At 68.3% G+C, this 19,249-nt stretch carries 17 protein-coding genes; 13 read left to right on the top strand and 4 right to left on the bottom strand.

The genetic code is table 11. The features are described 5' to 3' along the window. Positions 1-66 precede the first annotated feature (66 nt). Both aroA and rsgA read left to right on the top strand, forming a co-directional pair. On the top strand, positions 67-1,359 hold the full coding sequence (gene aroA, locus ACIA5H_RS21335) for a 3-phosphoshikimate 1-carboxyvinyltransferase (RefSeq protein WP_379254938.1): 1,293 nt from the start codon (positions 67-69) through the stop codon (positions 1,357-1,359). 116 nt (positions 1,360-1,475) lie between these two features. Further along, complete coding sequence (gene rsgA, locus ACIA5H_RS21340; protein ID WP_397077139.1) at positions 1,476-2,357, top strand: ribosome small subunit-dependent GTPase A; 882 nt, start codon at positions 1,476-1,478, stop codon at positions 2,355-2,357. Between the two features lie 277 nt (positions 2,358-2,634). Here rsgA and secA read toward each other — a convergent pair whose 3' ends face one another. After that, entirely contained in the window at positions 2,635-5,499 is a 2,865-nt protein-coding gene (secA, locus tag ACIA5H_RS21345) for a preprotein translocase subunit SecA (RefSeq protein WP_379254935.1), read from the bottom strand. Positions 5,500-5,891: 392 nt separating this feature from the next. Here secA and ACIA5H_RS21350 point away from each other — a divergent pair, with 392 nt between their 5' ends. The 7 genes from ACIA5H_RS21350 (at position 5,892) to ACIA5H_RS21380 (ending at position 13,018) form a co-directional block, all read left to right on the top strand. Next, complete coding sequence (locus ACIA5H_RS21350) at positions 5,892-7,313, top strand: wax ester/triacylglycerol synthase family O-acyltransferase (protein WP_397077140.1); 1,422 nt, start codon at positions 5,892-5,894, stop codon at positions 7,311-7,313. Between the two features lie 10 nt (positions 7,314-7,323). Beyond that, positions 7,324-7,869: a DUF6912 family protein gene (locus ACIA5H_RS21355; protein WP_379254974.1), complete on the top strand. Its 546-nt coding sequence runs from the start codon at positions 7,324-7,326 to the stop codon at positions 7,867-7,869. A gap of 125 nt (positions 7,870-7,994) precedes the next feature. Continuing rightward, positions 7,995-9,149, top strand: coding sequence for a ferredoxin reductase (locus ACIA5H_RS21360; protein ID WP_397077141.1), 1,155 nt, complete (start codon positions 7,995-7,997; stop codon positions 9,147-9,149). A 45-nt stretch (positions 9,150-9,194) separates the two neighbouring features. Further along, the gene (locus ACIA5H_RS21365) at positions 9,195-10,631 is read left to right on the top strand and encodes a fatty acid desaturase (RefSeq protein WP_379254932.1); all 1,437 of its coding nucleotides are present in this window, start codon (positions 9,195-9,197) and stop codon (positions 10,629-10,631) included. Between the two features lie 99 nt (positions 10,632-10,730). Then, positions 10,731-11,987, top strand: coding sequence for a fatty acid desaturase family protein (locus ACIA5H_RS21370; protein WP_397077142.1), 1,257 nt, complete (start codon positions 10,731-10,733; stop codon positions 11,985-11,987). 103 nt (positions 11,988-12,090) lie between these two features. Continuing rightward, positions 12,091-12,711, top strand: coding sequence for a 5,6-dimethylbenzimidazole synthase (gene bluB, locus ACIA5H_RS21375; protein ID WP_356967412.1), 621 nt, complete (start codon positions 12,091-12,093; stop codon positions 12,709-12,711). A 136-nt stretch (positions 12,712-12,847) separates the two neighbouring features. Next, on the top strand, positions 12,848-13,018 hold the full coding sequence (locus ACIA5H_RS21380) for a hypothetical protein (RefSeq protein WP_356967360.1): 171 nt from the start codon (positions 12,848-12,850) through the stop codon (positions 13,016-13,018). A 32-nt stretch (positions 13,019-13,050) separates the two neighbouring features. Here the strand turns inward: ACIA5H_RS21380 and ACIA5H_RS21385 are convergent, their stop codons facing one another. Further along, positions 13,051-14,343 carry an acetyl-CoA C-acyltransferase gene (locus ACIA5H_RS21385; protein ID WP_364432462.1) on the bottom strand — a complete coding sequence of 431 codons (1,293 nt, stop codon included), beginning with the start codon at positions 14,341-14,343 and terminating at the stop codon, positions 13,051-13,053. A 305-nt stretch (positions 14,344-14,648) separates the two neighbouring features. Here ACIA5H_RS21385 and ACIA5H_RS21390 point away from each other — a divergent pair, with 305 nt between their 5' ends. Genes ACIA5H_RS21390 through ACIA5H_RS21405 form a run of 4 tightly spaced genes read left to right on the top strand, consistent with a single transcriptional unit; the run spans position 14,649 to position 17,524 of the window. Then, complete coding sequence (locus ACIA5H_RS21390; protein ID WP_355077127.1) at positions 14,649-15,350, top strand: helix-turn-helix transcriptional regulator; 702 nt, start codon at positions 14,649-14,651, stop codon at positions 15,348-15,350. Positions 15,351-15,360: 10 nt separating this feature from the next. Further along, entirely contained in the window at positions 15,361-15,798 is a 438-nt protein-coding gene (locus ACIA5H_RS21395; protein WP_379254927.1) for a hypothetical protein, read from the top strand. A gap of 47 nt (positions 15,799-15,845) precedes the next feature. Beyond that, positions 15,846-16,370 (top strand): hypothetical protein, encoded by a 525-nt coding sequence (locus ACIA5H_RS21400; protein WP_355077130.1) that lies wholly within the window; start codon positions 15,846-15,848, stop codon positions 16,368-16,370. Next, complete coding sequence (locus tag ACIA5H_RS21405) at positions 16,367-17,524, top strand: MAB_1171c family putative transporter (RefSeq protein ID WP_397077143.1); 1,158 nt, start codon at positions 16,367-16,369, stop codon at positions 17,522-17,524. The genes ACIA5H_RS21400 and ACIA5H_RS21405 overlap by 4 nt, the downstream gene beginning before the upstream one ends. On the opposite strand, the gene hpf is transcribed toward ACIA5H_RS21405, so the two are convergent. Both hpf and ACIA5H_RS21415 read right to left on the bottom strand, forming a co-directional pair. Further along, positions 17,500-18,108 (bottom strand): ribosome hibernation-promoting factor, HPF/YfiA family, encoded by a 609-nt coding sequence (gene hpf, locus ACIA5H_RS21410; protein WP_379254973.1) that lies wholly within the window; start codon positions 18,106-18,108, stop codon positions 17,500-17,502. The genes ACIA5H_RS21405 and hpf overlap by 25 nt on opposite strands. A gap of 300 nt (positions 18,109-18,408) precedes the next feature. Beyond that, positions 18,409-19,053, bottom strand: coding sequence for a ComF family protein (locus ACIA5H_RS21415; RefSeq protein ID WP_397077144.1), 645 nt, complete (start codon positions 19,051-19,053; stop codon positions 18,409-18,411). Positions 19,054-19,249: the final 196 nt, after the last annotated feature.

A 19,249-nucleotide genomic window follows, 5' to 3' on the forward strand; every position in this document is an offset into this window, starting at 1 on the left:
ACAAGAGGGCCGCGAACACCCAGCGCCGCAGGCGCTGGAAAACTAGCACCGTGTGATGATGGACGAGTGAACTTCTGGCCAGCGCCCCATGTCGAGGTCCCCGTACACGCGACCGTGACCCTGCCCGGATCGAAATCGATCACGAACCGGGCGCTCATCCTGGCCGCACTGGCCGACGGTCCGTCCACCATCACCGGTGCGCTGCGCAGCCGGGACACGAACCTGATGATCGCCGCGCTGCGCGCGCTCGGTGCGGGCATCGAGGGCGCGGGCGACACGTTGACCGTCACCCCGGCGCCGTTGGGCGGCGGCACGGTCGACTGCGGGCTCGCCGGCACGGTGATGCGCTTCCTGCCGCCGGTCGCCGCCCTGGCGTCGGGCGATGTCGCGTTCGACGGTGACGAACAGGCCAGGATCCGGCCGCTGCGCACGATCCTGGACGCGCTGCGCTCGCTCGGCGCCGATATCGACGGCGACGCACTGCCGTTTACCGTGCACGGCAAGGGCGCCCTGCGCGGCGGCACCGTGACGATCGACGCGTCCGGGTCGTCGCAGTTCGTCTCGGGCCTGCTGCTGTCGGCCGCGCGCTTCGACGAGGGACTGGTGGTGCACCACGACGGCAAGGCGCTGCCCTCGATGCCGCACATCGAGATGACCGTGGAGATGCTGCGGCGCGCCGACGTGCGGGTGCAGGCGCCCGCGGACAGCTTCAAGGCGCAGACCTGGACCGTGGAGCACGGGCCGATCCGCGCCGTGGACTGGGAGATCGAGCCGGACCTGTCCAACGCCACCCCGTTCCTGGCCGCGGCCGCGATCACGGGCGGCACGGTCAGCATCCCGCACTGGCCGCGGCTGACCACCCAGCCGGGCGACGTCATCCGCGAGATCCTCGTGCGGATGGGCGCGGAAGCGCGAATCTTCGACGGCGTGCTCACCGTGCACGGCCCCGACCGGCTCGCAGGCATCGATATCGACCTGCACGACGTAGGTGAGCTGACGCCCACCGTCGCCGCGCTGGCCGCGCTGGCCGACTCCCCGTCCGTGCTGCGCGGCATCTCCCATCTGCGCGGGCACGAGACCGACCGGCTGGCCGCGCTGTCCACCGAGATCAACCGCCTCGGCGGCAAGGTGACCGAGACCGAGGACGGACTGGAGATCGTGCCCACCGAACTGCACGGCGGCAGGTGGCACTCCTACGCCGATCACCGGATGGCCACGGCGGGAGCCATTCTCGGCCTCCGGGTGCCCGGCGTCGAGATCGAGGACATCGGGACCACGGCCAAGACGCTGCCGAACTTCGTCGCTTTGTGGGAGCAGATGCTCGCGCCCGCGCTATCCGACGAAGGAGCGGCGCACTGAGCCGGGGACGACGATCCGCGTCCAGCTACGACGAATCCGATGTCCGGGTTCGTCCGGGGCGTAGCTCCCGTCCCCGCACCAAGACCCGGCCGCAGCACAGCGACGCCGAGCCGGCCATGGTGGTCTCGGTCGACCGGGGCCGGTGGGGATGTGTGCTCGGCGGCGATCCGGATCGCCGCATCGTCGCGATGCGCGCCCGCGAACTGGGCCGCACTCCGATCGTGGTCGGCGACCAGGTGGACGTGGTCGGCGACCTGTCCGGGCGACCGGATACCCTCGCGCGCATCGTCCGGGTCGCCGACCGCCGGACGGTGCTGCGCCGCACCGCCGACGACACCGATCCGTTCGAGCGCATCGTGGTCGGCAACGCGGAGCGGCTGTTCATCGTGGTCGCGCTCGCCGACCCGCCTCCGCGCACCGGCTTCGTGGAACGCGCCATGGTCGCCGCGTACGCCGGTGGGCTGCAACCGGTTCTGTGCTTGACCAAACACGATCTGGCGGCCGATTCCGAATTCGCCGCCGCTTTCGACGATCTCGACCTCACCATCGTCTACGGCGGCATCGACGATCCGCTCGATGCGGTACTCGATCTGCTCACCGATCACCTCACCGCGCTGATCGGCCACTCCGGCGTGGGCAAGTCCACGCTGGTGAATCGCCTTGTGCCGGAGGCGGAGCGGGCCGTGGGCGAGGTATCCGGGGTGGGCAAGGGCAAGCACACCTCCACCCAATCGGTCGCGCTCCCGCTACCCGGCGGCGGGTGGGTCATCGACACGCCGGGCGTGCGGTCGTTCGGTCTGGCGCACATCACGCCGGACGACGTCATCGCCGCGTTCACCGACCTCGCCGACGCTATCGAGGACTGTCCGCGGGGCTGCACCCATCTCGGTCCGCCCGCCGATCCCGAATGCGCGCTGGACCAATTGCCGGGCAAGGAACACCGGGTGGCGGCCATCCGCCGCCTGCTGGTCGCCCTGAACTCCAACGATCCCTGGTAATCGCCTCGGCAGGCCGTCGAGACTCAGTCGAAAAGCCGACCGATCATCGCGCTCTGCCCACTTTGCAGCACATGCGCGGCGGTCAGCGGAATCCAGAAGCACTCCAACTTCGTCGGCGGGGCCAGGCCGTCGTGGTCCTCCTGACTCGCCCACCGTTCGGGTGTGGTTCGGGGTAACACGCAGACACGACGGTAAATCCCCCTTGCGAAGACGCTTCGACATACGGAAAACAACGAAGGCGCCCAGGAAATCCTGAGCGCCTTCGTGATTCAGCGGATCAGTGACGACGGCGCGACTTCGGGCCGCGACGTCCCTTCGCCTCCGCGCGGGCGGCCTCGCGGCGCTCGCGACGGGTGGGCTGCGGCCCACCGTCCACGCCGTACTCCTCGGCGTCGCTGTGTACCGCGGCGCGGCCGCCCTCGTCGGGGCCGGAGTAGCTGAAACCGCGCGGGGCGGTGTCATCGATACCCCTGGCGCGCAGGGCCGCCGGTGCGGCGTGGCCGTTGGCGACCTGAGCCTCCTCGGTGGGCAGCGGGCGCGGAGCGGTCATCGCTCCCACCGGCGAACGAAGACCCTGGCCGACGGCGACGCCTTCCGGCTGCGGCTGCTGCACCTCGACCTGCAGGTTGAACAGGAAGCCGACCGACTCCTCCTTGAGGCCGTCGAGCATCGCGGTGAACATGTCGAAGCCCTCGCGCTGGTACTCCACCAACGGGTCGCGCTGCGCCATGGCCCGCAGGCCGATGCCCTCCTTGAGGTAGTCCATCTCGTAGAGATGCTCACGCCACTTGCGGTCGAGCACCGACAGCAGCACCTGCCGTTCCAGATTGCGCATGCTGCCCTCGCCCGCCAGGCCGTCGATCTCGGCTTCGCGGCGCTCGTAGGCGTCGTGCGCGTCGTCCAGCAGCGCCTCGAGCAACTCCTCGCGCGTGAGCTCGCCCGCCTCGCCGACCTCGGTCTCGCCGGTCAGGTCCCGGTAGTCCAGGCTCACCGGGTACAGCGTCTTCAGCGCCGTCCACAGCTTCTCCAGATCCCAGTCCTCGACATAGCCCTCGGCGGTGGCGCCGTCCACGTAGGCGGTGATCACATCGGTGATCATGCTCTGGACCTGGCCCTCCATGTCCTCGCCGCGCAGGATCCGATCGCGCTCGCCGTAGATGACGGTGCGCTGCTGGTTCATCACCTCGTCGTACTTGAGGACGTTCTTGCGGATCTCGAAGTTCTGCTGCTCGACCTGCGTCTGCGCGCTCTTGATGGCCTTGGAGACCATCTTCGCCTCGATCGGCACGTCGTCGGGCAGGTTCAGCCGCGTCATGATCGCTTCCAGCGCGGCGCCGTTGAATCGGCGCATCAGCTCGTCGCCCAGCGACAGGTAGAAGCGGGACTCGCCCGGGTCGCCCTGTCGGCCGGAGCGGCCGCGCAGCTGGTTGTCGATGCGGCGCGACTCGTGCCGCTCGGTGCCGAGCACATAGAGGCCGCCCGCCTCGCGCACCAACTCGGCGTCCTCGGCGGTCTGGGCCTTGACCTGGTCCAGGGTGGGCAGCCAGGCGCGCTCGTACTCCTCCGGCGTCTCGACCGGGTCCAGCCCCTGCTTGCGCAGCAGGATGTCGGCGATGATGTCCGGGTTGCCGCCGAGCACGATGTCGGTACCGCGGCCGGCCATGTTCGTCGCGACGGTCACCGCGCCCGGCCGGCCCGCCTCGGCGATGATCTCCGCTTCCTTCTCGTGGAACTTCGCGTTCAGCACGTTGTGCGGAATGCCGCGCTTGGTGAACTGCTTGGACAGGTACTCCGAGCGCTCGACGCTGGTGGTGCCGATCAGCACCGGCTGGCCGTTCTCGTGGCGCTCGGTGACGTCGTCGACCACGGCGGAGAACTTGGCCTCCTCCGTCTTGTAGATCAGGTCGGACTGGTCGGCGCGGATCATCGGCTTGTTGGTCGGGATGGGGACCACGCCGAGGCTGTAGATCTGGTGCAGCTCGGCGGCCTCGGTCTCGGCGGTACCGGTCATGCCGGACAACTTGTCGTAGAGGCGGAAATAGTTCTGCAGGGTGATGGTGGCCAGGGTCTGGTTCTCCGGCTGGATCTCCACCCCTTCCTTGGCCTCGATCGCCTGGTGCATGCCCTCGTTGTAGCGGCGGCCGACCAGGATGCGGCCGGTGAACTCGTCGACGATGATCACCTCGCCGTCGCGGACGATGTAGTCCTTGTCGCGGGTGTAGAGCTCCTTGGCCTTGACGGCGTTGTTCAGGTAGCTCACCAGCGGCGAGTTGGCGGCCTCGTAGAGGTTGTCGATGCCGAGTTGGTCCTCGACGAACTCGACGCCGGCCTCGTGCACGCCGATCGTGCGCTTCTTGATGTCGACCTCGTAGTGCAGGTCCTTCTTCAGCAGCGGCGCGATCCGCGCGAACTCGGCGTACCACTTCGACGAGGCGTCGGCGGGCCCGGAGATGATCAGCGGGGTGCGCGCCTCGTCGATGAGGATGGAGTCGACCTCGTCGACGATGGCGAAGTTGTGCCCGCGCTGCACCAGGTCGTCGAGCGAGTGCGTCATGTTGTCACGCAGGTAGTCGAAGCCGAACTCGTTGTTCGTGCCGTAGGTGATGTCGGCGTTGTAGGCCACCCGCCGCTGCGCGGGGCTCATGCCGGACAGGATCACGCCGACCTCGAGGCCGAGGAAGCGGTGCACGCGGCCCATCCACTCCGCGTCGCGCTTGGCGAGGTAGTCGTTCACCGTGACGACGTGCACGCCGTCGCCGCTGAGCGCGTTCAGGTAGGCGGGCAGCACACAGGTGAGGGTCTTGCCCTCACCGGTCTTCATCTCGGCGATGTTGCCGGTGTGCAGCGCGGCGCCGCCCATGATCTGCACCTTGTAGTGCTTCTGGCTGAGCACCCGCCAGGACGCCTCCCGCGCGACGGCGAACGCCTCCGCCATCAGCTGGCCGAGCGGATCGGTCTCGCCGTCCTCGACCATCTCGGCGTACCGCTCGCGGAACTCGTCGGTTTTGGCCCGTAGCTCCAGGTCGCTGAGGTCCTCGTACTCCGGTTCGAGGGCGAGGACCTGGTCGGCGAAATGCGAGAGCCGCTTGACAATGCGACCCTCACCAATCCGTAGCAACCTCGTCAGTGTCAGCGCAGGCACGGGTCTCGTCAGTCCTCTGGTCGGTGTGTCAAATCGTGTCGTCGGCCCCCGGGCCGGTGCGGCCCACGCGGTTGCGCGGAATCCGCTGCATGCCCCATGGTAATGGTCTGTTGGATGTGCAGCGCCTGCGGCGCTGCGTGGACCTGCCACGAAGTGGTCGCGCCCGGCTGGAGAAGGTGTCCGCCGGGCGACCCGGATGGTTCGGCCATGCATCCCGGTCCGCCCTGTGATCGAATCGGTTCGCAGAACTCGAGTCGACCAGCGTGTCATGGGCCCCCGGCGCGGAAAAACGTGTACGGAATTCATCAGAAATGCCACAACCGCCGGGGCAACGGTTGATGCGGCAGCACAATGAAGCGGGGGCGGCATCGGGAAAAGGAGTACCGGGCAGCGTGATCACGAGACTGACGCCGCAAGACACGGCCTTCTACCGGCTCGAGTCGAGTAGCAACCCGATCCATATCGGCTCTCTCGCGATCGTGCGGAACAGCGATCCCGGCGACAGCTCGGGCGCGCCGATCCTGGACTACGACCGGTTGGTCGATCTCGTCGAGAGCAGGCTCTCGCTGGTACCCAGATACCGGCGCAAAGTGCGGGAGATCCCGCTGTCGCTGGGGCGGCCGGTCTGGGTCGAGGACAGCCGTTTCGACATCACCTACCACATCAGGCGTTCGGCGCTGCCCGGTCCCGGCACCGACGAACAGCTGCACGACCTGGTCGCCCGCCTCGTCTCCCACCCCTTGGACCCGGCCCGGCCGCTGTGGGAGATGTACCTGATCGAACGGCTGTCCGACGGCCGCTGCGCCATCTTCACCAAGACGCATTCCGCCCTGGTGGACGGGGACACCGCGCTCGAGATCGGCCATGTGATCCTCGACGCGGGGCCCGCTCCCCGCGAACTGGCCGGCGACGACTGGATCGCGCCGCGCGAACCCGGTGAGATGGAACTGCTGGTCGGGGCGCTCGCACACCTCGCCGCACAGCCGCGCAAAGCCCTCGAGGTCGCCCGGGAGGCGAGCGCGGGCGCGTTCGCGGTGGTCGGGACGGCGGGCAAGGCGGTCGAGTCGGTGGTCGCCGCCGTGCGCACCGCGGCGACGGGTGCGCCCGCCAGCCCCCTGAACACGCGTACCTCGCGAAACCGGCGCTTCGACGTGGTGCGCACCGACCTGGCGGATTACCGGACGATCCGCAAGCGGTTCGGCTGCTCGACCAACGACGCCATCCTCGCCGTGGTCACCGGCGCTCTGCGCAACTGGCTGCTGTCGCGCGGGGAAGCGCTCACCGAGTCCACCACGCTGCGAGCTGTGGTGCCGATGTCGGTGTACGTCGAGGGAAACGAGGGCGACCAGACGCACTCGGCGAGCGAGGTGTCGTCGTTCCTGATCGATCTGCCGGTGGGCGAACCGAACCCGGTGATGCGGTTGTCGCACATCGCGCACGCCTCCGAACTCAACGGTCGTCAGCGGCGCGGCGTCCGCGCGCGTACGCTCGTGCACCTGGCCGGTTTCGCTCCGGCCAGCCTGCATGCGATGAGTGTGCGAGCGGCGAGTACGTTCGCAGAACACACGTTCAATCTGGTGATCACCAACGCGCCGGGTCCGCAGGCGCCGATGTACATCGGCGGCGCGCGGATGCTGGAGATGTACCCGGTGTCGCCACTGCTGCGCAATCAGGCGTCGAGTATCGGGATCACGTCCTACGACGGGCGTGTCTTCTACGGTCTCAACGCCGACCGCGACGCGATGGCCGACATCGGCGTGCTCGCCACGGCGGTGCGCGATTCCATGGAGGAGATGCTCGGTGCCTGCGTCTGATCAGAAGAAGCTGCGGGTCTACATCCCGGCCACGGTGCCGATGCTGCGCGATCTGGTCGGCAACCGTGAGCTGGCCCCCGTCGGCGGGACCGCGTTCGCGGTGACGCCCGCGCTGCGCGAGGCCTACGCCTCCGGCGACGACGAGGAACTCGGCGAAGTCGCCATGAACGAGGCCGCGCGCGCCTCGCTGCGACTGCTGGCCGCCGAACGCGAGGCGATCGGATCGGAGGACTCCGACGACGAGGCCGCGCCGGCGGCGGGCGGTAACCCGGTTTACCGCCGTGCGGTGATCGCCGCCGACGTGACCGGCGCGAAGCTGCGGCCCGACCTCGACGACGCGGTGGTCCGGCTGGCGGGCCCGATCGGCTACCAGCAGATCGCCTCGGTGCACGTCGACCTGGCCGACGCCGAACCACAGGTTGCCAAGGCCGTCGACGTGGTGGACGCGGCCGATCTCGGCGACACCGACGCCGAGTTCGTCCTCGGCGACGCCGAGGACCATCAATTGGCCTGGTACGCGGCCCAAGAGCTGCCGTTTCTGCTCGAGCTCCTCTGAATCGCCGCGGCGGGCGCCCCACTGACCTGCCGCCGTAACCTACGATGCCGTAACCTTGCTGGCGAGGCCTCCGATCGGCGAGACGGCGGCCCGCGCATCCGACGACAGGGAGACCAACGGCAGCGATGGGTTCGAAAATTGGGAGCTCCGTGCGAAGCGTCCGTGCGTGGCTGGAGGCGCCCGCCGCGAGCGTCGCCGAGCGCGGCGGCAAGCTGAACGTGCTGCGCGGAGCCCTTGCGCGCGTGACCACACCGCTGCTGCCCGACGACTACCTGCACCTGGCCAACCCGCTGTGGTCGGCTCGCGAGCTGCGGGGACGCATCGTCGAGGTACGCAAGGAGACCGCCGATTCCGCGACGCTGGTGATCCAGCCGGGATGGGGCTTCGACTTCAAATACCAGCCCGGCCAGTACATCGGCATCGGCATCCTGGTGGACGGCCGCTGGCATTGGCGCTCGTATTCGCTGACCTGTCCGCCGAATTGGTCCGACCCCGGCCACGGCGGCAAGCGGCTGATCTCCATCGCCGTGAAGGCGATGCCGGAAGGCTTCCTGTCCAGCCACCTGGTCAGCGGCGTGCCGGTCGGCACCGTCGTCCGGCTCGCCGCCCCGCAGGGCGGTTTCGTACTGCCGTCCCCGCCGCCGGAGAAGGTGCTGTTCCTCACCGCGGGCAGCGGCGTCACGCCGGTGATCGCCATGCTGCGCGCGATGGACCGCCGCGAGGTGTTCACCGACGTGGTGCACCTGCACTCCGCGCGCACTTCCGACGACGTGATGTTCGGCGCGGAGCTGGGCGCGCTGCGCGACCGCAATCCCGGCTTCGACACCCGCCTGCATCTCACCGCCGAGCGGGGCAAATTCGCCCTCGCCGATCTCGACACCGAGATCCCCGACTGGCGCGAACGCCAGACCTGGGCGTGCGGCCCGGCCGGAATGCTCGACGAGATCGAGAACCACTGGCGCGACGCGGGGCTGTCGGACCGGCTGCACGTGGAGCGCTTCGAGATCGAACGCTCCGCGGTCGGTGCGGGCGGCACGGTCACCTTCGGCAAGACCGGTCGCAGCGTCGATGCCGACGGCGCGACCAGCCTGCTCGAGGCCGGTGAGTCCGCCGGTGTTCAGATGCCGTTCGGCTGCCGGATGGGCATCTGCCAGACCTGCGTGGTCACCTTGAGTTCCGGACACGCGCGCGACCTGCGCAACGGTGAGGAGCGCCGCGAAGGCGACAAGGTGCAGACCTGCATCTCGGCGGCGGCGGGCGACTGCACCCTGGACGTCTAGTCCGGCAGGTACCCTCGAGGTGTATCGAGTAGGGAAAGGACCCCGGTGGCCATCACCGACATCAAGGCGTTCGCGCATCTCACGGCGGCCGATATCGAGACACTGGGGCAGGAACTCGATTCCATCCGGCGTTCGGTGGAGCTGTCGCGCGGCGAGCGCGACGCGAAGTACATCCGGCGCACCATCGCGGCGCAACGCGGTCTCGAGGTAGCCGCCCGGGCGGTGCTGTTCGGCAGCCGCAACCGCTGGGCCTGGCTGGCAGGCACCGCGATGCTGTCGGTGGCCAAGATCATCGAGAACATGGAGCTCGGGCACAACGTCAGCCACGGGCAATGGGACTGGATGAACGACCCGGAGATCCACTCCAGTTCGTGGGAGTGGGATATGACCGGCCCCTCCGCGCAGTGGCGCCGGGCGCACAACTACTCCCACCACACCTACACGAATGTGCTGGGCAAGGACGAGGACCTCGGTTTCGGCATCCTCCGGATGACCCGGGACGAGCAGTGGCGGCCGATCCATCTGGTGCAGCCGCTGGCGAACCTGCTGCTCGCCGCGACCTTCGAGTGGGGCATCGCGCTGCACGACTGGAGCATCGACAAGGAGCTGTCGGACACCCCGCGCTGGGAGGTCGCCTCCGGTCCGAACGTGGAGTTCGCCCGCAAGATCTGCCGTCAGGTGGCCAAGGACTACCTCATCCATCCCGCGCTGACGGGTCCGGCGTTCAAGCACACGCTGAAGGCCAACGCGATGGCGAACCTGGTGCGCAATCTGTGGGCGTACGCGGTGATCTTCTGCGGGCACTTCCCCGACGGCGCGGAGAAGTTCACCGTCGAACAGCTGGAGAACGAGACCAGCGGCGAGTGGTATCTGCGCCAGATGCTCGGCAGCGCGAACTTCGAAGCGGGGCCCGCCATGGCGTTCATGAGCGGCAACCTCTGCTACCAGATCGAGCATCATCTGTTCCCCGACCTGCCGAGCAACCGGTATCAGGAGATCGCGGTACGGGTCCGCGAGCTGTGCGACAAGTACGACCTGCCCTACACCACCGGGTCGCTGGGCAAGCAGTACCTGCTGGCCTTCCGCACGATCCACAAGCTGGCCCTGCCGGACCGGTTCCTCAAGGCCACCGCCGACAACGCGCCGGAGACCTCCTCGGAGCGCAAGTTCGCCGGTATCACGCTGCCGTCGCTCGGCGCGGAGTCCACGCACTGGCTGCGCGTCGATCCGGAGACCGGCGAGCGGCGCGGCCTGCGTTCGGCGCTGCACGAGGCGAAGATCGCGCTGCGGGAGAAGGCGCGGCAGGAGAAGGAGATGCTCCGCGAGGCCAAGGCGGCCCTACAGGAGAAGGCCGAACACGAGCGGCAGGTGCTGCGCGAGGCCAAGCTCGCGTTCCAGGAACGGGCCCGTCATGAACAAGCGGCGCTGCGCGAAAAAGCGAAGCGGGACAGGCGTTTTCGCTTTCCGGGCAGGGCGCGCTAACTTACCATTCGACAGCCGGGATCGCAATAAGGTATTTGACACATCCGTGCGACGCACCTCGCAACCTACGGTTTCGTAACTTACGGTAAAGTAACCCGCATGGCGATCTCGGATGTCAAGGAATACGCGCACCTCACCGAGGCCGACGTGGAAGCACTCGGCGCGGAATTCGACGCGATCCGGCGGGAAATCGAAGCCTCGCGCGGCGCACGCGACGCGAAGTACATCCGCAACGTCATCCGGTTGCAGCGCGTTCTCGAGATCAGCGGCCGTTCGGTGCTCTTCGCGAGCCCGAAGCGCCCCGCGTGGCTGGCAGGCGTCGCACTGCTCGCCACCGCCAAGATCATCGAGAACATGGAGATCGGGCACAACGTCATGCACGGGCAGTGGGACTGGATGAACGATCCGGAGATCCACTCCAGCTCGTGGGAGTGGGACAACACCGGCGCGGCCAAGCACTGGAAGCACACCCACAACTACCTACATCACAAGTACACCAACGTGCTCGGCATGGACGACGACATCGGCTACGGCCTGCTGCGGGTGACCCGCGACCAGCGCTGGAAGCCGTTCAACCTGGGCAACCCGGTCTACAACCTGCTGTTGCAGCTGTTCTTCGAGTACGGCGTCGCCATCCAGCACCTGGAGCTGGGCAAACTGGTGGCGGGCCGGTACAAGCCCGGTTCCCCCGAACGGGCCGAGTTCGAGCGCAAGCGCGACGAGGCGCTCACCAAGATGGGCAAGCAGGTCCTCAAGGATTACGTGGTCTTCCCCGCCCTCACCGGTCCCGCGTTCTTCTCCACGCTGACGGCCAACCTGGCCGCGAACGCGATCCGCAACATCTGGTCCAACGCGGTGATCTTCTGCGGGCACTTCCCAGACGGGGCGGAGAAGTTCACCAAGGCCGACATCGACGGCGAAACGCACGGCCAGTGGTACCTGCGCCAGATGCTCGGCAGCGCCAACATCTCCGGCGGCCCGGTCATGCACTTCATGACCGGCAATCTGAGCCACCAGATCGAACACCACCTGTTCCCCGATCTGCCGAGCAACCGGTACGCCGACATCGCCGTGCGGGTGCGCGAGCTGGCCGACAAGTACGACCTGCCCTACACCACCGGCTCGCTGCCGGTGCAGTACTTCAAGGCGTGGCGCACCATCCTCAAACTGGCGTTGCCGAACAAGTACCTGCGGGCCACCGCCGACGATGCGCCCGAGACCGCCTCGGAACGCAAGTTCGGGGGCAACACCGCCGCCTCCATCGATCCGGTGACGGGCCGCCGCCGCGGTCTGCGCACCGCGCTCGCCGGGGGACGGCGGCGGCTGGCCCGGCGCCGCGTGTCCGCGGCACGCTGACTTCCACTCCCGCCACGCCGCGGTCGGTCGGCGACGCAGGAGCCCACGCCGTGTGCGGCGAGTTCGCCGGGTTTGATTGACTCGGGCGGTGCATGCTGAAGTTCTGAGCGTCTACGAGGCCATCCGGCGCCGTCGTGACGTACGCGCGGAGTTCACCGGCGAACTCGTCGACGATGCGACACTGTGGCGGCTGCTGGATGCCGCGCACCGGGCGCCGAGCGTCGGGAATTCGCAGCCCTGGGATTTCGTGGTGGTCCGCGAGCCGGCGACGCTGCGCGAGTTCGCCGATCACGTGGCACAGAAGCGCATCGAGTTCCGCGACGCGCTGCCACCCGAGCGCGCCGCCACCTTCGAGCCGATCAAGATCGAGGGCATTTCGGAGAGCGGCACCGGGATCGTGGTCTGCTACGACCACGATCGCGGCGGGCCGCAGGTGCTCGGCCGGGCCACGGTGCCCGAAACCGGTATCTACTCCGCGGTTCTCGCCATCCAGAACCTTTGGCTGGCCGCCACCGCCGAAGGCATCGGCGTGGGGTGGGTGTCGTTCTACGATCCCGGTTTCCTGTCCGATCTGATCGGCCTCCCGGAGGGCGTCCGCACGGTCGCCTGGCTGTGCGTCGGGCCGGTGCGCGAGTTCCAGCGCATTCCGGATCTGGAGCGCTTCGGCTGGCGCGCGGGCAGACCCCTCACGGACGCGGTGCACCGCGAGACCTATCGGGGCTGACCTTCCGCGCATCGTTACCCAAATGTGCGGATCGTTCATGCTTCAATCGGATCCCCACTGGGTACGACAAGGGCGAAACTGTCACTTACGCAGTGCGCTTCATCGTGGTTTTCGTCGGTTCCAGGAGGTTTGTGCAATGGCCAATGTCGATGCTGTTCGGCTGTCCAGCGAGCTGGGCATCGATCTGGCACAGGCGACGTTGCGCCTGCGTCGAGAAGGCGTCCCCGGCGAGACCAAGCACCAGACCTGTCTGCGCATCCTCGCGGACGAGGGGCGCAAGCGCCGGGGCTTCACAGGCAAGGCCTGAGAGAGGCTCCGGCAGGGCCACTTATAGTCGCCTCAGACGCGTTCGAGCACCGCCGATGCGCCGATGCCGCCCGCGGCGCAGATACCGAGCAGGGCCGCGTTCTTGCCCGTGCGAGTCAGTTCGTTGGCCATGGTGGTCACCATGCGCGCCCCGGTGGCGCCGAACGGGTGACCGAGCGAGATCGAGCCGCCGTGCACGTTCAGCTTGTCGACGTCCACCTCGCCGACGGCGGTATCGCGATCCAGCCTGGTCTTGGCCCATTCGTCGCTGGCCAGTGCGGTAAGCACCGCCAATGTCTGGGCGGCGAAGGCCTCGTGGATATCCACGAGATCGACGTCGGCCAAGGACATTCCGGCTTTCTCCAGCGCGCGTGGCATCGAGATGGCCGGCCCGATGAGCACCTGATCGGCCGGGTCGACGCTCACGTAGCTCCACGACCGGAACGCCGCCAGCGGCCGATATCCGAGGGCGTGCGCTTTCTCTTCGCTCATCAGCAGCACCGCGGCGGCACCGTCGGTGAGCGGGCTGGCGTTGCCAGCGGTCACGCTGCCGTCGGCGGCGAAAACCGGTTTCAGCGCGGCCAGTTTCGCGACGCTGGTGTCGCCGCGCACCAGACCGTCGCGCCGGATCTCCGCGTCTTCGGGCGTGCGGATCCGCAGCACCTCGTCATCGAACCGGCCGGAGTCGATGGCGGCCGCCGCGCGGTGATGCGAGCGGGCGGCGAACTCGTCCTGGTCCGCGCGGCTCACGCCGTGGATACGAGCCATCTTCTCGGCCGACTCGCCCATCACCTCGCCGGTGGTGCGCTCGGCGATCTTGGGCCTGCTCGGTAGCAGGTCGGTGAACGGCGCCAAGCGCGCGACCGCGGACAAGTAGTCCTTCGGCTTCGGCTTGCCCAGCGCCAGCGGCGCCGCCGCGTGCACGACCTTTTGCGGCAGCTTGACCTCGGCGTTGGAGGTGGAATCGCTGCCGCCCGCGATCATGACGTCGTATTCGCCCCGCTCGATCGCGGCCGCCGCCGAGGTGACCGCCTGCAGACCGGAGGCGCAGGCCCTGGTCACGGTGTAGCCCTCACAGCCCGGGTCCAGCGCCAGGTCCAACGCGACTTCGCGGGCGATGTTCGGCGCCGCGCTGGGCAGGATGACCCCGCCCCACACGATCGCCTCCACTTCCGCGCCGGGCAGCCCGGTGCGCTCCAGCAGTCCACGGACCGCGGCGTCGGCCAGCGCGATGGAGTCCATCCGGGTGTATCCGGTGAACGCACGCAGGAACGGCGTGCGCGCACCGGACACGATCACAGCACGGCGAGCAGCTCTGGTGGCCATGCGATTTCCTTTCGAAAGCCTGGGACCACCAAACTTACTTCAAAGTAAGTTCACCGTCGACCCCCTTCGCCGACGGTGAACCCCGACGCAGCGACGATCCCCTCCACCGCCGCTGATCCGGTCCGCCGCGCGCCGTTGCGCGACGGACCGAGACGCCCGTCCCGGCGAACGCCCCTGCCCGTTCCGGAACCGTCGCATGCACTCCGTCATCCGACGCAAAGAACCGTAACAAACTTTCGACCAACTTTCCAAATAGTTTCTATTTGTTTGCCTTGCGCCTCCCATCGGCTTACCATGAACGCACTATGCATAGCCCTTCGGAGCTGTCGCGGCAGAAGAGATTCGGGCGAATCATCAAAGAACGCCGGGACGAGCTCGGCCTTACCCAGCTACAGATCGGCGACCTCGGGGGACCTTCGGCGCCGACCATCAGGAAGATCGAGGACGGCGAAGCGACCATCAGCATGCAGACGCTGAACAAGCTCGACGCGCCGCTGCGATGGCTGCCGGGCAGTGCCGCACGCACCTACGCGGGCGGCGTACCCGCCGCCGACGAACCCGCGAACTCCGCGCGCGGCGCGGGCGACTCGGTGGTGGCGGGGCCGGACGCGATCCGCTTCGAAATCTCCGACCTGACCGGCCTTCTCGCGGCATCGGGCAGTCTCAACGACGCCGTCGAGCACGGCCGCACCACCGACCCGCAGGTGGTCGCCGCGATCGCGGAACTCAACCGGGTGGTCTCCAAGCTGTCGGCGCGCTACGCGACCGCCATGCTCGAACGCAACGGTGGACCGGGCAAGCAGTTGCATCCGCTGGTGGAAATGGCCTTCGCGCACTTGCTCGCGGTCCCCGCGGAGTCCAGCGACCCCGACGAGCTACAGGAACGCCGGTACCGCCGCTGGCTGGCCGGTCGATCGGAGGATATCGATGCAGCGACCGAAGCCCGATTCCGCGCACGCTGGCTGGCGGCCAACCTGGCCACGACAGCGGTTCGAAACGGCGAGTGACGAGGCAGCCATGACCGACCACGGATCGAATCGCACGGAGCTGACCCTCAGCCACAAGATCAATCGGCTGTTCTCCGTCGTGCATCCGCGCAACGCACCGGAACGCAGCACCGAATCCGTCGCCGAGCAGATCGGCGAATCCCTCGGTCGCACGGTGCCGCCCGGTTACCTGGAGCGCCTGCGCGACGGCGAGTTCGACGACCGGAACGCGGGCGCCACAGCGGATGTCGAGATCCTCGCGGCGGTGGCGCGCAGTTTCGGCGTGGCGGCCGACTATCTGCTCACCCGCGGACCTGCGGCGGACGCGATCGACCGGGAACTCGAACTCCTCGCCACCATGCGCGACGCGAACGTCGCCAGCGTCGCGCTGCGCGGTTCGAATATCGATCGGGCCATGCTCGCCAGGATCATCCAGAGCACCGAAGGATCGGTGCCGCCGAGTCGGTAACATGCTTCCCTACATGGGCCACTGAGCTTTTGTAGGAGACCGATCACATGGCCATCCAGGCCCGGTTCCGGAGCTTGACCCGGGACCTCCCGATACCCCACCCATGGAATCTGCAGACCTACCTCGATGCCGTCGCGGCCCACCGTGGTCGCAGCATCAGCCTGTTGCCGATCGATACCGCGCTGCTCGCCGGCACCGGTTGCGGCACGGGCAGCGGCCTGTGGATCGCGAAGCAGGACAGCGACGTCATCGTCTACGGCGCGGACACCACCGAATGGCATGCCGAGCACATCATCGTGCACGAACTCGGGCACATGTTGCTCGGGCACGGCCCGGAGCAGCACCGGCCCGGTGAGCCGCCCGCGGGCACGCCGACGGTGGCGGCGGTCGCCGACCTGCTGCCCTCGATCTCGCCCGAGTCGATCGCCCACGTGCTCGGCCGCACCGACTACGGCACCCTGCGCGAGCGCGACGCGGAGACCTTCGCCGACATGGTGATGCTGCACGCCATGCGTCCACCGCGTCGCGATTCGCTGCTGCACCGCACGTTCTTCCGCGACCGGCGGCGGTGAACTCGCCGATCCCCGCGCCGATCGCGATACCGCTGATCGTCTTCGTCGCGGTGGTCGTCCTCGGACGGTTGATCGTGCTGCACCACGCCGCCGTCGACCGGCTGCTCAATCGAGCCTTGCTGTGGGGCACCGCCACGCTGGTCCTGCTCGAGCGCGGCGTCGCTCCGGGGATCGGCAGTCTGCTGCACCAGCTTTCGATGGTCACACTGCTGATGGAGGTGGCCGGTCTGTACGGTGCGGCCCGGCTGTGGTCGGGCGCCGACCCGGTCTCCGCATCGGCTCGGCAGCGGGTCTACGACCTCACCGGACTGGTGGGTGGCGCGATCATCCTCGCCGTCGGCACTCCGGCGCGACAGGAGGGCAGGCTGCTGGGGCAAGCATCGGACTGGCCGACGGTAGTGGTCTGGTCGATCCTGTGGCTTCCGCTGCTCGCCGCCGGTCGGCTGGCCTGGCGCGCGGCACTGCGCGAATTGCGCTCGGCCGAATCCACCGCCGCCGAACGGATCGTCTACGCGACCCTGCTGGTGACGCTGGTCGTCGGTTCCGCGGGCCTGGGCGTCTCCGCCGTGCGGCTGGCGGCGCCTGGTACGGCCGCGGACCCGGCCATGGTGCGCTGGGCGGCACCGACTTTCGCCGCCTCGACGCTCGGCGCGGCGCTGCTCGCCGTGCCGCTGCTCGCCTGGCTGCGGGCCCGCGCGGGCTTGGACCGCGCCGGACGGTACTGCCGTCGCCTGCGGCCGCTGTGGCGCGATCTCACCGCGGCCGTGCCCGAGGTCGTGCTCGAGCCGGACATCCCCCTCGGATCCGAAGCGCGGCTGATCCGGATGACGGTGGAGATCCGCGACGCCCTGATGCACCTGCGGCACTACCTGCCCGGGGAGACGAGCCGGCCGGACTACGTGGAACAGATCGTGCGGGCCATCGCCGCGAAGACGAACGGCGCGGCCGTGACCCCGCGGCAGTTCGACCAGCCCGTGCGGCTGCCCGTCGGCGACATCGACTCGGATCTGCGGCTGCTGCTCGCGCTGGCCCGCCGCTGGCCCGCCGACGGCGCATCGACGAAAATCTCCGGGCATCCGGCCGGTGAGCCGAATGCCCGGAGAAGTGGGGACGGGTGGTTTCCGTTTCGTCAGGCCAGGCGGATCAGGCCGTAGTCGAAGGCGTGACGACGGTAGACCACCGAAGGCCGGTCGGTCTCTTTGTCCTGGAACAGGAAGAAGTCGTGGCCGACGAGCTCCATTTGGTACAGGGCGTCATCGACGGACATGGGTGTCGCCGCGTGCTCCTTCGTGCGCACGATGTGGCCGGGACCCTCCTGGTAATCCGGTTCCCGCTCTTGGTGCGCGTGGGCGGCGCCGGACTCGGCGAGCCGGTCGAACAGGGAGTCGTCCACCAGATCGGCAGTGGCCTGGGCGACCGACAGCGGCGTCTTGTCGCCGTAGTGCACCCGGCGCCGGTCCTTGGTGCGGCGCAGCCTGCTCTCCATCTTCGCGGTCACCGACTCGAATGCGGCGTAGAAGCTGTCCGCGCAGGCTTCGGCCCGCACGACGGGACCCTTTCCGCGCGCGGTGATTTCGACGCGCTGACAGTTCTTGCGCTGACGACGGTTGCGCTCGTGGAACAGCTCGACGTCGAAGAGGAAGATCGACGGGTCGAAGCGTTCTAATCGGGAGAGTTTTTCCGCGACGTAGATACGAAAATGATCGGGCACCTCGACGTTGCGGCCCTTCACCACGATGTCGCCGCGCGGCGCTCGTGGTCGTTCCGCAGTGGGTTGCTCGAGTGCTTCCTGGGTGCTGGGCTCCAGCACCGAAGCGGCGGGATCTTTCACTGAAGGTCGTGAAGAAGTCGTCACGCGTACCTCCCGGATCTGGCCGCACCGACCGATTCCAGTGCGGCGGGATTGAACCGTGCCGAACGACGATTGCTCGGCACTAGACGTCCGAGGCGCCACCTCCAAACTTGCGGTTCGGGTGTGTGTCCGCGACGCTAGTCCGCCGACGGGCTGATCGCCAGTGTTCACGCAAATTTCCCGGAGTCAAGCAGCACAAGTAACCAGAACGCCACGTGTCGGCAACCCGGCGCGCTGTAGCGCGCGCACCGACTCGAAGGCCGTCGCACCGGTGGTCAGCACGTCGTCGACCAGCACTACCTCGGCATTCGCCGGTACTCCCCAGTCCGCGGCAGGGCCCCGCGTCGTGGTCACCCGCCCCTTCAGGTTGCGAGCGCGCTCGGCGGGTGTCAAGCCCACCGAATCGCGCACCCCTTGCCCCACTCGCAACACCGGCACCACTCTGCAGTTGGGCAGCCATCGGGTAGCTACCGACGCCGAGCGAAACACCGGATCGCCGCCCCGGCGCCGCGCCGCCACGCGTCGACTCGGCGCGGGCACCAGTACCAACGGAACACCCGGCGAACGCAGCTCGGCGAGCGCGCCCGCGAACGCCTTTCCGAGTGGCAGCGCCAGATCCCGCCGTCCCCGTTCCTTGGCGGCGAGCACCGCCCGCCGTGCGGGCCCTGCGTACGGCCCCAGCGCCCAGCACGGAATGCCCGGGTCGTTGCGCGGCCACACCCGCACCGGCGGGCCGGCCAACGTGACGGCGCAATCGGCGCACCAATCGGCTCCGGAACGTCCGCAGCCCGCACAGGCGGCGGGCAACACCAGATCGAGCAGGGTTCGCATCGACCGAGTGTGCGCCCGCCCCCTGACAGAATCGCTCGAACATGTCGACAGCGATGCATCTGGCAGAACGTTATGCCTTGCGGCGAAGTCTTTTACGCTGCGCTTCGCTCCCCTGCTCGAACCGCCATGCGCGCCCGCGCCGGATTCTTCCGAGTGTTAGCGAGCCTTCCGAAGTGCCGACGTGCGGCCGACCTCG

It is taken from the genome of Nocardia sp. NPDC051900 (assembly GCF_044452545.1).
GTDB lineage: Bacteria > Actinomycetota > Actinomycetes > Mycobacteriales > Mycobacteriaceae > Nocardia > Nocardia sichangensis.

What these genes read in the sequence shown, in the direction of transcription:
- rsgA (WP_397077139.1), top strand. Translation starts at nt 1,476, where the DNA reads ATGGTGGTCTCGGTCGACCGGGGCCGGTGGGGATGTGTGCTCGGCGGC.
- ACIA5H_RS21400 (WP_355077130.1), top strand. Translation starts at nt 15,846, where the DNA reads ATGGCCATCCAGGCCCGGTTCCGGAGCTTGACCCGGGACCTCCCGATA.
- ACIA5H_RS21370 (WP_397077142.1), top strand. Translation starts at nt 10,731, where the DNA reads ATGGCGATCTCGGATGTCAAGGAATACGCGCACCTCACCGAGGCCGAC.
- ACIA5H_RS21360 (WP_397077141.1), top strand. Translation starts at nt 7,995, where the DNA reads ATGGGTTCGAAAATTGGGAGCTCCGTGCGAAGCGTCCGTGCGTGGCTG.
- ACIA5H_RS21395 (WP_379254927.1), top strand. Translation starts at nt 15,361, where the DNA reads ATGACCGACCACGGATCGAATCGCACGGAGCTGACCCTCAGCCACAAG.
- ACIA5H_RS21380 (WP_356967360.1), top strand. Translation starts at nt 12,848, where the DNA reads ATGGCCAATGTCGATGCTGTTCGGCTGTCCAGCGAGCTGGGCATCGAT.
- ACIA5H_RS21390 (WP_355077127.1), top strand. Translation starts at nt 14,649, where the DNA reads ATGCATAGCCCTTCGGAGCTGTCGCGGCAGAAGAGATTCGGGCGAATC.
- ACIA5H_RS21415 (WP_397077144.1), bottom strand. Translation starts at nt 19,053, where the DNA reads ATGCGAACCCTGCTCGATCTGGTGTTGCCCGCCGCCTGTGCGGGCTGC.
- ACIA5H_RS21385 (WP_364432462.1), bottom strand. Translation starts at nt 14,343, where the DNA reads ATGGCCACCAGAGCTGCTCGCCGTGCTGTGATCGTGTCCGGTGCGCGC.